A 14,245-nucleotide genomic window follows, 5' to 3' on the forward strand; every position below is an offset into this window, starting at 1 on the left:
AGACAATGGCCGGGACCGGTGTCCCGGCCATTGTCTTGCCTCCAGTGTGTAGCGTGGTGGTATGGCATCCACTGAACAAACGTCCCTGGTATGGCTGCGCGACGACCTGCGCCTGGACGACAACCCGGCGCTGGACGCCGCGGCACGCCTGGGCGGTCCCATGACGGTGGTCTATATCCTCGACGAGGAGTCCGAAGGAATACGCCCGCTGGGTGGTGCTGCCCGCTGGTGGCTGCACCATTCCCTGGTGGCCCTGGCAGCGGACCTGGAAGGCAAAGGTTCCCGGCTGGTACTGCGCCGCGGTGCCGCGGCGGGCATCATCCAGGACCTGGCTGCCCGGACCAAGGCGACGCATCTTTTGTGGAACCGGCGGTACGGCCAGCCCGAGCGGACCATTGATGCCGGGCTCAAGGACTGGGCCGGAAGCAACGGCATCGAAGCCGCCAGCTTCCAGGCCAACCTCCTCTTCGAGCCTTGGACCATTACCACGGGCGCGGGCGGCCCGTACAAGGTCTACTCCCCCTTTTGGCGGGCCTGCCTGGCCGCGGCGGACATCCGCGACCCCCTGGAGGCACCTGGGACCTTGCCGGGGCCTGCTCCGTCCGGCCGCGGACTGCCCGCCTCAGACACGCTCAGCAGCTGGGCCCTCCTGCCCACTTCCCCCGACTGGAGCGGCGGCCTGGCCGAGGCCTGGGAGCCGGGCGAAAAGGGCGCAGCACACCGCCTGGAGGAGTTCCTGGACGGCCCCATCGAGGAGTACGGCACGGGCAGGAACCTTCCCGGCACCGATGGCACCAGCAGGCTGTCACCATACCTGCGGTTCGGCGAGATCAGCCCGTTCCGCGTGTGGCGCGAGATCCGCCGCCGCCACCCCCGCAAAATCCCTGCCGACGTCGGAACATTCCGCTCGGAACTGGGCTGGCGCGAGTTCAACTGGCATCTGCTGTACCACAATCCGGACCTGGCCACCCAAAACTTCCGGCCGGCGTTCGACAAGTTTCAGTGGGGGTCGCCAGGCAAACGGGAACTTGCGGCGTGGAAGCACGGAAACACGGGCTATCCCCTGGTGGACGCCGGCATGCGGCAGCTCTGGCAGACGGGCTGGATGCACAACCGCGTCCGGATGGCGGCCGCATCCTTCCTGGTCAAGAACCTCCTGACAGATTGGCGGATCGGCGAGGAATGGTTCTGGGACACCCTGGTGGACGCGGACGCCGCGAACAACCCGGCCAACTGGCAGTGGGTGGCGGGTTCCGGCGCCGATGCCTCACCGTACTACCGGATCTTTAATCCCGTCACGCAGAGCAAGAAATTCGACGCCAACGGAAGGTACCTGCGCGAGTTCATCCCCGAACTTTCGGAGCTGGACGGCAAAGCCATCCATGAACCCTGGAAGTCAGGGGTCCAAGGCTACCCGGAACCGCTCGTGGACTTGCCGGAATCACGGGAGCGGGCGCTGAACACTTACCAGCAGCTCAAGGACTCTGAGGCTAGCGGCTGACCTTGCCCATAAGGGACGCGATGGGGCGCAGGAAGATCGGACGCGCCAGGAACCAGGCGGCCGCCATGACCGCGACCGAGGCAAGGAAGACCCAGAAGCCGAACCAGCCGTCGTCGTCGCTGACACCGTACATGTGGTTCAGGTTCCGCAGCGCGCCGGTGGTGAGCACCAGGAAGACGTGGACCACGATGAAGGCGACGAAGTAGATCATCACAGGGAAGTGGACGGCACGCGCCCATTCAATCGGGTAGGCCTTGTTGAGCCTGGCTGCCTTCTTTGGCCACGCGGAGGACATCCGCAGGCCGGTGATGAATGCCAGCGGCGCCGCAATGAAAACAGTGACGAAGTAGGCCAGGAGCTGCAGCGCGTTGTAGTTGATCCAGCCATCCTCCGTGGGCCAGTCCAGCGACGCGTATTGCAGCGCGGCAGAGAGGGCATTGGGAACGACATCCCAGCTCGTGGGGACAATGCGCATCCACTGGCCGGTGGCAAACAGCAGGACAGCGAAGACCAGCCCGTTCAGGATCCACAAGGCATCAAGGGTCAGGTGGAACCAGAGCTCCAGGCTGATCTTGGTGGGCGCATTCCTGGTACGGATCAAGCCCTTGTTGTTGCGGGTCCAATGCCCGCTGGGACGGGTGGTGGTCCGCACCTGCCATCCGGTGCGGATGATCAGGAGCAAGAAGAAACCGTTCAGGAAATGCTGCCAGGCGAGCCACGCCGGGAACCCAACAGGGGCGGAGGCCGGCAGTTCAGATTGGCCCGGGTAATCGGCCACGAACGATGCAACGGCCGGCAGTCCCATCAGCAGCCTGGCGGCCAGCACTGCCAGGACCAGTGCCACGAGGACGGCGGGAACCGCCCAATAGAGCCGGGACCGCTTACCCGTCGCGGCGCCGGGCTTCTTCGTGGGTGTGGCCATCGAACAACATACCTCTCAAGAATGGCGTATGGCTGCCCACGGATCGTGGGGTCCTCGAAAGAGAATACTAGGAACTATGCGCATCCAGGCAAAAAGAAGGCCCCGCCGGCGTAACTGCCGGCGGGGCCTTCATAAGTTGCGGGGACAGGATTTGAACCTGTGACCTCTGGGTTATGAGCCCAGCGAGCTACCGAACTGCTCCACCCCGCGTCGCTTGATCAACACTACCCTACTTTTGCGGCGATCCCGACCACCCTGAGCACCACCGGGGCACGCCTCCCGAAAGGCTCTGCGCTGTCGCGCGGGCAAAGCAAAAGGCCCGAACATTGTTCCCAATGTTCGGGCCTTCTTCCAGTTGCGGGGACAGGATTTGAACCTGTGACCTCTGGGTTATGAGCCCAGCGAGCTACCGAACTGCTCCACCCCGCGTCGCAAGAACTACTTTACCGGGAGGTGAACCGGAGGCCAAATCGGCGGGGCGTGACGTCCGTTACGCCGGCCCGGCACCCGCGCCCGTTAAGGCTGGGATGCCGGGCCGCCGTCGTCGGACTAGCGGCTCGCTGACGGGGACGGCGTCGCCGAAGGTGAACCGGAGGCGGCCGGTGCCGGCGTCGCTTCCGGAGCCGTGACCGGAATCTTGGCTTCGGCCTCCATGGCCTTCTGCAGTGCGGCCGCGACCTTCTTCTGGGCCTCGCCGTAGGCGGCGAAGTCGCCCGCCGCAAGGGCTGTCTGGCCGGCCTGGATGGCCGAGTTGGCGTCATCCAAAGCCGCCTTCAGCTGGGCCTTGGCGTCGGCTGCCGCAGGCGTCGAAGGCGCTGCCGGCCCGGCGGGCGTTTGCCCGTTATTGGCCGAGTCTCCGGCTGCTGCCCCCGAATCGCCTCCGAAGAGCTGCTTCAGGGCTGCGTCCAGGGTGGGCGCGAAGCCCACCTTGTCACCGAATGCCACCAGCACCCGCTGCAGGGTCGGGTAGGAGGTCTCGCCCGTCGACTTGAGGTAGACGGGCTGGACATAGAGGATGCCGCCGCCCACGGGCAGGGTGAGCAGGTTGCCGTTCAGCACATCCGATGCGCCCTGCCGCAACAGGTTAAGGGCCTGCGACACGGTGGGGTCCGAGTTGAACTTATTCTGCGCCTGCCCGGGGCCGGGGACCTGGGTCTCCGGCGGAATCTGCAGCAGCCGCAGCTTGCCGTAGCCGTCAGCCTTCACCCCCGCCTGGTTGCCGGCGTCCGAGTCGGCGGCCAGGAAGCCATACAGGACGTTCCGTGCGTTTCCGTTGACAATTTGCGGAATGAACGACGACGTCAGCTGGAACGCCGGCTTCTGCTGGTCAGGCATCTGCAAGGACATGTAGAACGGCGGCTGCTTGACGTCCGTGTCCACAGTCGGATCAGCCGGAGTGCTCCACACATCGTTGTTCTTGTAGAAGCTGATGGGATCCGTCACGTGGTACTGCCCCAGGAGCTCCCGCTGGACCTTGAAGAGATCCTCCGGGTAGCGCACGTGGCTCATGAGCGCACCGGACATCTCGGAGTACGGCTTCAGCGAGGACGGGAAGACCTTCTGCCAGGCCTTCAGGACGGGGTCGGTATCGTCCCAGGCGTACAGGGTGACCGAGCCGTCGTAGGCGTCCACCGTGGCCTTGACCGAGTTCCGGATGTAGTTCACCGTGCTGTTGGGCAGCGCCACGGCGCGGCCGGAACTGGTCTGGGAATCAGCCGTCGCATCGGAGAGCTGCTTCTGCTGCGAGTAGGGGTAGTACTGGCTGGTGGTGTAGGCATCCACGATCCACTTGACCCGGCCGTCCACCAGGGCCGGGTAGGATCCACCGTCCACCGTTAGGTACGGGGCCACCTTCTGGACGCGTTCGCGGGGGTTCCGGTCGTACAGGATTTGCGATTCGGAGTTCACCCCGTCCGAGAGCAGCAGGTCCGAGGACTGGAATTTGATGGCGTACAGGATCTTGTTGAAGAAAGAGCCGACGTTCGGGCCGCCGTTGCCCTTGAAGGTGTACTGGGTTTCGCCTTCGCCTTCCTTGCCGGACGGGCGGTCCTGTTCGCGCGGGGTGGCGCCGTCCGGAGCTCCCACGATCGAGTATTCCGGCGAGGACTCGCCGAAGTAGATCCGCGGCTCGTAGGTGGAATCACTGCCGAGGACGCCGGTGGAAGGGATGCCGGACTGCAGGAACTCAGGTTTGCCGTCCACCGTGAACTTGTTGCCCTTGGCGGCCACGACGCCATAGCCGTGCGTGTACACCACGTGCTGGTTGAGCCAGCCCTGCTGGTTGGTCTGCACGTTGGTGGGGTTCAGCTCGCGCACCGCGATCACGGTGTCCTGGATCTTGCCGTCCACCTCGTAGCGGTCCACGTTCAGGGCCTTGGGGAACTGGTAGTACGGGCGGTACTGTTCCAGCTGCGCGAAGGCGTCCGAGATCAGGTTGGGGTCCAGGAGCCGGATATTGGCCGTGGTCTGCGCATCAGGTGCCAGCGCACCGGTGCTGGCCGTGTTCGTGGCGTCGTAGCGGGTTTCCTGGATGCCGTCCAGGCCGTACGCCCTGCGGGTGTTGTCGATATTGCGCTGGATGTACTGGCTTTCCAGCGTCTGTTCGGACGGACGCACCTGGAACTGCTGGATCACCCACGGGTAGACGCCGCCGGCCAGGATGGACGTAATAATCAGCATTGCCGTGCCGATCACCGGCAGTCGCCAGCGGCCGATGACGGCAGCGACGATGAACAGGACTGCCACCAGGGCGGCCGCGACGGCGAGGATGGCCTTGGTGGGGATGACGGCGTTGACATCGGTGTACAGGGCGCCGGCCCAGCGGCCGCCGTTGTTCTGCACGGACGAGAAGCGGTCCAGCCAGAAGTTGACTCCCAGGAGCACCAGGAAGGCCGCACCCGTGACCGCTATATGGATTTGTGCTGCGCGGCTGGTGAAGACGCCCCGCTCCATGAGCCGGATGCTGCCGTACAGGTAGTGGGTGAGGATCCCCGCGATGCCGGCAATGACCACCACGCTGATGAGGAACCCGGTCACGAACCCCAGGAAGGGCAGGGTCATCAGGTAGAAGCTGATGTCCATGTTGAACTGCGGGTCGTTTTGCCCGAAGCCCACCTGGTTGAAGAAGAGCAGCACCTTCTGCCACTGGCTCGCCGCGGCGCTGCCCGCAAACAGGCCGAACAGGATGGGAAGCCCCACCATGACAATCCGGCGGACCGGCTCAAGCTGGGCCTGGTACCTGTTGAGGTTGTCCCGCACCTCCGAATCCGGCGCGTACACCGGCCGGGCGTTATAGGCGATCCGGATCGCGAAGAACACAGCCGCGAACATGAGGGCGAAGCCGGCCACGAACGTGGCAATCTTGGCCAGGTTCTCCGTGATGAAGACCTCGATGAAGCCCAGCTGCCGGTACCAGAGGACGTCGGTCCAAACGTTGGCGAAGAAAATGAAGCCCACGACCACCAGGGCGACAACGATCAGGGTGGGCGTTAAGGCGCCGCGACGTGAAGGGGGTCTGCCTGTGGGCATGGTGCTGGCGGGACGGGACAAACTGGGTACCTCATAGCTGGTCGTCAGAATATTCGAAGCGTGCGAGCGACGCACCCTACCGGCCAAAAACGGCTGGTTTGGTCCGTCATCTGTGCCACGAGTGGCGGTGGAGCTTAGTTCCTGTCGGTTCTAGATGCGCCCAGTCTAGTTGTTTGCGCAGGTCGGCAGGCCGGACGTGTCCTGTCCGCTGCCTGCGGCTTCCACCGCGTGCCGGGCCTGGGACAGGTTTTCCACCCGGACCACCTGGAGTCCGTCCGGAACATGGCCGGCCACCTCGTCGCAGTTTCCGGCCGGCGCCAGGAAGAGCGTGGCGCCGGATGCGCGGGCACCGCGCATCTTCTGTGCGATCCCGCCGATAGGGCCCACCGTGCCGTCCGGGGCGATGGTGCCCGTGCCCGCGATGTGCTTGCCGCCCGTGAGGTCACCCGGCGTCACGGTATCGATAATGCCCAGCGAAAACATGAGTCCTGCGCTCGGTCCGCCCACCTTGTCCAGGGAAATCTGGACTTGGAAGGGGAAATTGAACAGGTACTTGAGCATGACGCCAAGAATGTAGCGGCCTTGGCCGTTGTCCTTGGGCGTGATGTCCAAGGTAACGGGCTGGCCTCCGCGCTCCACCGTTACCGTAGCCGGTGCACCCTTGCCTGCCGCCAGCTCATCCTGGATGACGGACAGGGACGTGATGTCCTTGCCGTTGATGGTCTTCAGGACGTCGCCTTGCTGGATCTTCCCGGCGGAAGCGGAATCCTTTGACAGGTCCGCGGCCTGGAGCTGCTGGCTGAAAGGAATCTTGAGTTCATTCAGAGCCGACGCGACGGCGTTTTCCTGCGACGTGGTCATGGCCACGGCGCTTTGCTCCTGGGCCTCTTCCTTGGTGGTACCCGTGGGGTAGATCAATTCTTCCGGGTACACGGCTTTGGAACTGTCCAGCCACGCGGAGAAAGCGCTGAGGATGCTGACGGAGCCGGTGGGACCGCCGTCAACGTACACCGTGGTCAGGTCGAGGCTTCCGGCCGCGGGATACGTTTCATGGCCGCTGACACTGATGACCGGATGCCCTTGGCTCTCCCCCAGCGTGTTGTAGGTGGGCCCGGGGGACTCGATGACATACGGCACCGGCAGGGTCCCAACAGCGATGCCAAGCCCCAGCGCCGCCAGCCCGGCAACCATCATGGTGGACAGGCGCCTGCCCGGCCGCCCGCCGTCGTCCGCAACCATGCCCCCTGCTGAGCCGCTGCCGTCCTCGCCGTCAAGGGGGCCGTTGCCCCCCGTTGGTTCCGGACCGGAGAAGGGGCGAAGCTCGGGAACGTGGTCCTCGGAGGAATGGCCGCCACGGGTTGTAGTCACCCCACCAACAGTACGCGGTGAAGATGTCCCGGGGCGCTTTGCCTAGAGCGAACGACGGCGGCGGGCGGCAGACAGCCACGCCCCACCGGGGTACCGTGAAGACTGATCAACAGTCACACCATCGATCGGCGGGACCATGACCTCCAACCCACTCAATCCGTCCAACGGCGACGACAATCCCAAGGATCCGTTGACCGAGATGCTGCAGAACCTGATGGGCGGCAAGGGGATGGAAAACTTCGACCCCGCCGAGCTCGCCAAGGCTGCCGGCCTGCCTGACGACCCCAACCTGCTGGCCCAGATGTTCTCCCAGGTGCAGGCGATGATGAGTGCGCCGTCCGAAGGACCCGTCAACTGGACTCTGGCGCACGACAACGCCCGGCGCGTCGCCGCCGGCAGTTCAGATCCCTCCGTCACCGCGCAGCAGTCCCGGGACGTCGACGAAGCACTCCGCCTGGCCGAACTGTGGTTGGACCCGGTAACGGACCTGCCCGCCACCGGGCTGATCGGCAAAGCCTGGTCCCGTGCCGAGTGGGTGGAAGCAACCCTTGGCACCTGGAAGCGGCTGACCGAACCGGTGGCCAACAGCATCGCCAACGCCCTGTCCTCGGCCATGACGGAGCAGATGCCCGAGGAGATGAAGTCCATGATGGGCGGCGCCTCCTCGATGCTGCAGAACATGGGCGGGGCCATCTTCGGCATGCAGCTGGGCCAGGCCATCGGGGCCCTGTCCAAGGATGTTGTCAGCTCCACCGATATTGGCGTCCCGCTCGCCGACCTTGAAATGGCGCTCCTGCCTGCCAACGTCGCGGCATTCGGCGAAGGCCTGTCGCTGCCCGAGAACGACATCCGGCTGTTCCTTGCCGTGCGGGAGGCCGCACACGCGCGCCTGTTCGTGCAGGTGCCGTGGTTGCGTGGCCACCTGCTGGGCGCCATCGAGGCCTACGCCCGTGGCATCCATATCGACACCTCCCGCATCGAGGAGCTCGCCCGGGACATCGACCCGAGCAACCCGGAAGGCATCCAGGAGGCCCTCTCCCAGGGCGTGTTCATGCCGCAGCGGACCCCCGCCCAGGAGCAGGCACTGGAGAAGCTCGAGACAGCGTTGGCCCTGGTGGAGGGCTGGGTGGACGAACTCACCGCTGCCGCCACCGAGAACCTGCTGCCCTCCGCCGGCGCTCTCCGGGAAACGGTGCGGCGCCGCAGGGCCACCGGCGGTCCGGCCGAACACGCATTTGCCTCCCTGGTGGGGCTGGAGCTGCGGCCCCGGCGCCTGCGCGACGCCGCGACGCTGTGGGCAACGCTGAAAGATGAGCGCGGCATTGAAGGCCGAGACGCCATTTGGCACCACCCCGACCTGCTGCCCACCGCGGAAGACCTCGATGACCCGAAGGGTTTCAGCTCCCGCCGGAAGCTCGCCGAAGCGAGCGACAGCGAGGTCGACGACGCCCTGCAGAAGTTGCTCAGCGGCGGTTTTGACGAGGCGCCCGGTGCTGACGGTGACACCGCCGCCGGCACGGACACAAATGACGGCGGCCAGCACACGGACGACGGCGGTTCGGACCAGCCGAAGAGCTGAGATTGGTTGGCGCGGCCGGGGGTTTCCCGGCCGCGCCGGTCCGTTAAGCCGGGGTGATGGGCCTGCGCGCGGTTGGCGCCGGACGTTGAGCGGTGGGTGGTCCTAGTCGGCGTCGCCCGGCCAGGGGTTCCCGGCAGTGTTGGGCACACGGTCCGGGGCGGCAGCGTCTTTGTCCAGGCCCCGTGCGGTGGCGTATGAGACACCTTCGAGGAACGCCTTCGCGCGCCCGGTGTGGGGATAGGCCTCGAGCAACCGCCAGAACGCCGCGTTGTGCGAGGCCACCAGCAGGTGCGCCAATTCGTGCAGCAGGACGTAGTCGATCACCCATTGGGGCATCGGGCGCAGTTTGTCCGACAAGCGGATGGTCCCGTCGGCGGGGGTCGCGGAACCCCACCGCGAGTTTTGGTTTCCGACCCAGCGTACCGATGTGGGCGTTGCCCGGCCGCCAAGGTATGTTTCAGACAACTGGGCGGCATGGGCGGCCAAGGCTTCGTCGGTGGCGGGACGCCGCCGGCCGGAAGCGGCGCGCCGCTCCCCCTGCTTGTGCAGCTTTGCCAGCATCCGGTGGACCCACTCACGTTCCTGGGCCGCGGTGAACCGGGCCGGAATGGCGACCACGGCGGTACCGTCTTCCCAGAATGCCGCGACGGTCCGGGTGCGGCGCGCCGACCGCCGCACCTCCACGGGGGATCCACCGGTGGTGGTCAGGACGGCGGCGGGCTGCCCGTGGCTGCCTGGCGGGCTGCCGCGCCTCACAGCACGCTGCTTTCGGCAAGGACCTTCAGGACATCCTCCCCATAGCGTTCAAGCTTGGATGGACCGATGCCGGCAAGCCCGGCAAGTTCTTCGAGGGACGCAGGCCGCGCCTCAGCTATCGCAGTGAGGGTGGCGTCGGTGAAGACGACGAACGCGGGAACGTCAGCGGACTGGGCGACGTCGCGCCGCCAGTTCCGGAGGGCGTCAAAGGTCTGTTCCTCGTAGCTGGGCGGACACGCGTTGCAGCGTCCCACCTTGCGCTCCGCCCCGGTGGACAGCATGCTGCCACAAACCCGGCAGACTGCCGGAGCGGCCGCCTTGCGGCGCGGAACCGGTCCCTTGCCGCGGGCGCTGGAGCTGGCAACGGAGTCGGGCCGCAGCCCGTCGAGGAAACGGGACGGCTTGCGGTTGGCCCGGCCGCCGGGAGTCCGCGCCGTGCTCCACGACAGCGAGAGGTGTTCACGGGCGCGGGTGATCCCGACGTAGAGCAACCGGCGCTCCTCATCGACCGATTCAGGCGAATCTGCGAAGGAAATGGGCATCAGGCCTTCGCTGAGCCCCACCAGGAACACGGCATCCCATTCCAATCCCTTGGCTGCGTGCAGGGAGGCGAGCGTCACGCCTTGCACGGTGGGGGCATGCTGGGCGAGGGACCGCTCCTGGAGTTCGTTGACGAAGTCGCCGAGCCCGAATTCCGGACCGCGGTTCTGCGCCAGTTCATCGGCCAGTGCCACCAGCGCCGCCAATGACTCCCACCGCTCGCGGAGGGCGCCACCACTGTGCGGGGCGGAATCCGTGTAGCCGAGGGAGGAAACAATGTCCCGGACCACTTGGCCCAGTGGTTCCGGGGAATCCGCTTCGCTGACGGCCCTGGTGGCGGCGCGAAGCTGGAGAATGGCGTCCCGCACCTCCTTGCGCGCGAAGAAGCGTTCGCCGCCCCGCAGCTGGTAGCCGATTCCCGCAGCCGCCAGCGCCTGTTCGTAGGCCTCGGACTGGCCGTTGGTGCGGAAAAGGACCGCGACCTCGCTCGCCGGTGTCCCGGCGTCGAGCAGTGCCTTGATCTTCAGCGCCACGGTGGCGGCTTCGGCTTCGTCGTCCGTGCATTCGGTGAACTGGGGCACGGGGCCGGCGGGACGCTGGGCCACGAGTTGCAGGGGCGTGGCCCAGGCGGCGTCTGCGGCAGGGCCGCCGCTGCGCCGGCCCGCCAGCAGGTCGTTGGCCAGCTTCACAACCTGGGGTGTGGAACGGTAGTCCCGGATGAGCTTGACCACGTTGGCCTGCGGGTAGCGGGTCTTGAAGTCCAGCAGGTGACGGGGGGATGCTCCGGTAAAGGAGTAGATGGTCTGGCTGGCGTCGCCCACCACGCAGAGTTCGTCGCGGCCGCCAAGCCAGAGTTCGAGGAGCCGCTGCTGCAGCGGGGAAACGTCCTGGTATTCGTCCACCACGAAGTGCCGGTACTGCTCCCGGACCGTGGCCGCCACCTTCTCGTCCTCCTGCAGGATGCCCACCGTAATCAGCAGCACATCTTCGAAGTCGATCACGTTGCGGTCCGTCTTGACGTCCTCGTAGGACTGGAAAACGCGGGCCACCGCCGTGAGGTCGAATCCCCCGGGTGCACCGCGTCCCTGCGCGTTCTCCAGGTAATTGGCAGGCGTCAGCATGGACACCTTGGCCCATTCAATCTCCGAGGCGAGGTCGCGGATGGACGCGCGGTCGGTGCTCAGCCTCAGCCGCCGGGCGGCCTCGGCGAGGATCTGGGCCTTGTGATCCAGCAGGTTCGGCAGGGTGCCGCCCACCGCTTGCGGCCAAAAAAACTGCAGTTGGCGCAGCGCGGCGGCGTGGAAGGTCCTTGCCTGGACATTGCCCGCTCCCAGGTCCCGCAGGCGGCTGCGCATCTCGGCCGCGGCCCGGGCGGTGAAGGTCACCGCCAGCAGTCGCTGGGGCGTGTAGACCCCCGAATGGACGCCGTAGGCGATGCGGTGCGTGATGGCGCGGGTCTTGCCCGTACCCGCTCCCGCCAGGACGCACAGCGGACCGTTGAGGGTGCTGGCCACTTCACGCTGTTCGGCGTCCAGCCCCCCGAGGATCCGGTCCTCCAGGGAGGCTGCTCCGTCAAAATTCTCTGTAGTCACTTCTGCTGCTTTGTTTCTCGACTACCGCGTGCTGGAGTCTGGTGGATGGAATTACTTAGGCTCCGGTCAGGTCCCGGATCCGGCCGCCGTACCAGTGCTCAATCAGTGAGCGGGCAATCGAGAGCCTGCTGGAAATGGTGATTTCGCCACTGAGCACGGCTTCCTGGAGTTCCTCGCGGCTGAACCAGCGGGCCCTGGTGACCTCGACGCCGTCGGGCGTTGCCTGGGTGTCTTCGGTAACGGCGGTAAATCCAAGCATAAGGGAGGCAGGGAACGGCCACGACTGGGAGCCCAGATACTGGCAGGCCGAAACCCGGACCCCGACTTCCTCCTGGATCTCGCGGACGACGGCCTGCTCCAGCGATTCGCCCGGCTCAACAAAGCCGGCAAGGGTGGAGTAATTAATGGCATCCACGGGACCCCCGCCACCGAGCAGCAGCCGCCCGTCCGCGCCGACGACAGTGACGATGATCGCAGGATCGGTCCGGGGATAGTGTTCCGAGTTGTCCGCCGGGCAACGGCGGACCCAGCCGCCTGCTTCCACGACTGTAGGCGTGCCGCAGCGCGGGCAGTGTGTGTGGCCGGCGTGCCAGTTGGCGATGGCGCTGGACTCCACGAACAACGCCGTGGAGGTGGCGGTCAGGCCTGCCGCAACGTCCCTGAACCCCGCCCAGGCCGCATCCGCGGGGATGCCGGCCGTACCGGGTTCGGGCGGTTCAGGCAGGACAAACAGCAACAGCTCCGTGCCCTCCGGGAGGTCCGAACCGGGCAGTGCGGAGCCAAGGTACACCACGAGGTGCGGGGTTGCCCCGGCCCTTTCAAGCTCCGCCAAAAGTTCCCTGGCGGGGGCGAGCACCATGGTGCTTTCCTGCACCAGGCCCTGCCGGCCCGACAGGACGACGGCCAGCGCATCCGGACCGGCCAGCAGGTCATCGATCATGCCGGGCCTGATGCGGGCAGCAGATCCCCGGTCCACCAGGGCCGGCCGCACCGGGAGCAGGGTGTCCGCCAGCTGGTTCGCGGGCAACCCTGCCGGCGCAGCCTGGTGAACGGGCAGGACAGACTCCGTATGGCTCATGAGTCCACCGTACTGACTGCCCCGGACATTTCACATTTCATGGTGCGGTTTGCCGGTAGGTAACGCCCCCTGAATTCAAGCAATCTCAAGACTCGCCGCCGGCAGACCTCAGTCTGGGACAGCTGGCAATCTACCGTGGAACGGTGAGAAGAAAACCGATTGAGCTGGCGGCCATTGCAACCGCGGCAGTCCCCGGACTGACGCCGACGGCCGTTAGTTCTGCACCGGATGATCCCGCGGACTTCGACTCGGCCCTGCTCCTGGATTCAGAAGGCAAGCGCTGGCGGGTCAGGTCGCCGCGGCACGCGGAGGCCAGCGCCCGGCTGGAAACGGAGTTCCTGGTGCTGCGGGCCTTCGCTCCGGCCGTGCGGGCCGAACTGCCCTTCCTCATGCCCACGGTAGCCGGCAGCGTACGGCTGGGAACCTTAAGCACCTTCGTGTACTCGCACCTGTCGGGCACCACGCGCAGCGTTGAGGAATTGACGTCCGGTCCGGGCAGCGTCGCCCGCGAAATCGGTACCGCCCTGGCTGCCATCCACGACCTGCCCCGGTCTTTGGTGAGCAACGCCGATCTCCCCAGCTACACCCCCAACGAGTTCCGCCAACGGAGGCTGAACGAGCTGGACCAAGCAGCAACCACGGGTAAGATTCCGGCCGCGCTCCTGCGCCGCTGGGAACACGCAATGGAGGACGTGTCCCTGTGGCGGTTCAACCCCTGCGTGGTCCACGGCGACCTGCACGAAGACAACCTGCTTATCGAGTCAGGGCGGGTCACGGCGGTCACCGGCTGGACAGACCTGAGGATCGGTGACCCCGCGGACGACTTCGCCTGGCTGGTGGCTTCGAATGAGCAGGACTTCGTTGATGCAGTTCTGAAGTCCTACACCTCCGGTCGCCGCGACGCCCCGGACCAGCACCTCCTTCGCCGGGCTGCATTGTCAGCGGAGTTTGCGCTGGCACAATATCTGGTCAAGGGGCTTGCAGCTGGTGATGAGGCCATGGTCATCGAGGCAGAAGGCATGTTGGAGAGCCTGGCCGGCGACATCGCCGAGTTTGGTGGGCAGCCAATAAGCGTCGAACCCCTTCCGGACCCCGCAAGCCGGGACAATGCGGAAGCGGCTGCACCGGCGTCCTCGGAGAGTACCGCGTCGACCGCCGTGCCCACCCCGGCACATTCCGGGTCCTCCCCCGCCGTCACGGTTGTTCCGGTCCCGGCAGAACCGGCAAAACCGGCAGCGCCCGCACAGCCCGCCGTGCATGTGACTCCCATCCCGGTGGAGGAGGCACCCGACGCCGAGGACGGGGCGTCGACGACCCAAGGACCTGATGACACCTCCACCGCCGCCATCTCGGTCATAAACGTCAAACAGGGCTGAGCAGC

Annotated in this window: 9 protein-coding genes and 2 tRNA genes; 3 read left to right on the top strand and 8 right to left on the bottom strand. The window is 66.1% G+C overall.

The window, feature by feature from the left end; genetic code table 11:
• Window positions 1–61: 61 nt before the first annotated feature.
• Window positions 62–1,501: a deoxyribodipyrimidine photo-lyase gene (locus DFO47_RS05700; RefSeq protein WP_133830991.1), complete on the top strand. Its 1,440-nt coding sequence runs from the start codon at window positions 62–64 to the stop codon at window positions 1,499–1,501.
• Here DFO47_RS05700 and DFO47_RS05705 read toward each other — a convergent pair.
• The 5 genes from DFO47_RS05705 to DFO47_RS05725 all read right to left on the bottom strand — a co-directional run bounded on the left by DFO47_RS05705 (window position 1,491) and on the right by DFO47_RS05725 (window position 7,190).
• Window positions 1,491–2,423 carry a cytochrome b/b6 domain-containing protein gene (locus tag DFO47_RS05705; protein ID WP_018760257.1) on the bottom strand — a complete coding sequence of 311 codons (933 nt, stop codon included), beginning with the start codon at window positions 2,421–2,423 and terminating at the stop codon, window positions 1,491–1,493. The two genes, DFO47_RS05700 and DFO47_RS05705, sit on opposite strands and share 11 nt — an antisense overlap.
• A 136-nt stretch (window positions 2,424–2,559) precedes the next feature.
• A tRNA-Met gene (locus tag DFO47_RS05710) sits at window positions 2,560–2,633 on the bottom strand.
• A 145-nt stretch (window positions 2,634–2,778) separates the two neighbouring features.
• Window positions 2,779–2,852, bottom strand: a tRNA-Met gene (locus DFO47_RS05715).
• A 120-nt stretch (window positions 2,853–2,972) separates the two neighbouring features.
• A complete protein-coding gene (locus DFO47_RS05720; protein ID WP_196803300.1) occupies window positions 2,973–5,951 on the bottom strand; it encodes a UPF0182 family protein in 2,979 nt (992 codons plus the stop codon).
• 165 nt (window positions 5,952–6,116) lie between these two features.
• A complete protein-coding gene (locus DFO47_RS05725) occupies window positions 6,117–7,190 on the bottom strand; it encodes a S16 family serine protease (protein ID WP_018760259.1) in 1,074 nt (357 codons plus the stop codon).
• A gap of 265 nt (window positions 7,191–7,455) precedes the next feature.
• On the opposite strand from DFO47_RS05725, the gene DFO47_RS05730 reads away from it, so the two are divergent.
• Complete coding sequence (locus DFO47_RS05730; RefSeq protein ID WP_133830992.1) at window positions 7,456–8,898, top strand: zinc-dependent metalloprotease; 1,443 nt, start codon at window positions 7,456–7,458, stop codon at window positions 8,896–8,898.
• Window positions 8,899–9,000: 102 nt separating this feature from the next.
• Here the strand turns inward: DFO47_RS05730 and DFO47_RS05735 are convergent, their stop codons facing one another.
• The 3 genes from DFO47_RS05735 to nudC are packed head-to-tail and all read right to left on the bottom strand — an operon-like array spanning window position 9,001 to window position 12,864.
• Window positions 9,001–9,654, bottom strand: coding sequence for a M48 family metallopeptidase (locus DFO47_RS05735; protein ID WP_133830993.1), 654 nt, complete (start codon window positions 9,652–9,654; stop codon window positions 9,001–9,003).
• Entirely contained in the window at window positions 9,651–11,786 is a 2,136-nt protein-coding gene (locus DFO47_RS05740; RefSeq protein WP_018760262.1) for an ATP-dependent DNA helicase UvrD2, read from the bottom strand. The genes DFO47_RS05735 and DFO47_RS05740 overlap by 4 nt, the downstream gene beginning before the upstream one ends.
• Before the next feature lie 55 nt (window positions 11,787–11,841).
• Entirely contained in the window at window positions 11,842–12,864 is a 1,023-nt protein-coding gene (nudC, locus tag DFO47_RS05745; protein ID WP_133830994.1) for an NAD(+) diphosphatase, read from the bottom strand.
• Between the two features lie 143 nt (window positions 12,865–13,007).
• On the opposite strand from nudC, the gene DFO47_RS05750 reads away from it, so the two are divergent.
• Entirely contained in the window at window positions 13,008–14,240 is a 1,233-nt protein-coding gene (locus DFO47_RS05750) for a macrolide 2'-phosphotransferase (protein WP_133830995.1), read from the top strand.
• Window positions 14,241–14,245: the final 5 nt, after the last annotated feature.

The sequence above is a fragment of the Arthrobacter sp. AG258 genome, from assembly GCF_004364695.1.
Classification (GTDB): Bacteria; Actinomycetota; Actinomycetes; order Actinomycetales; family Micrococcaceae; genus Arthrobacter.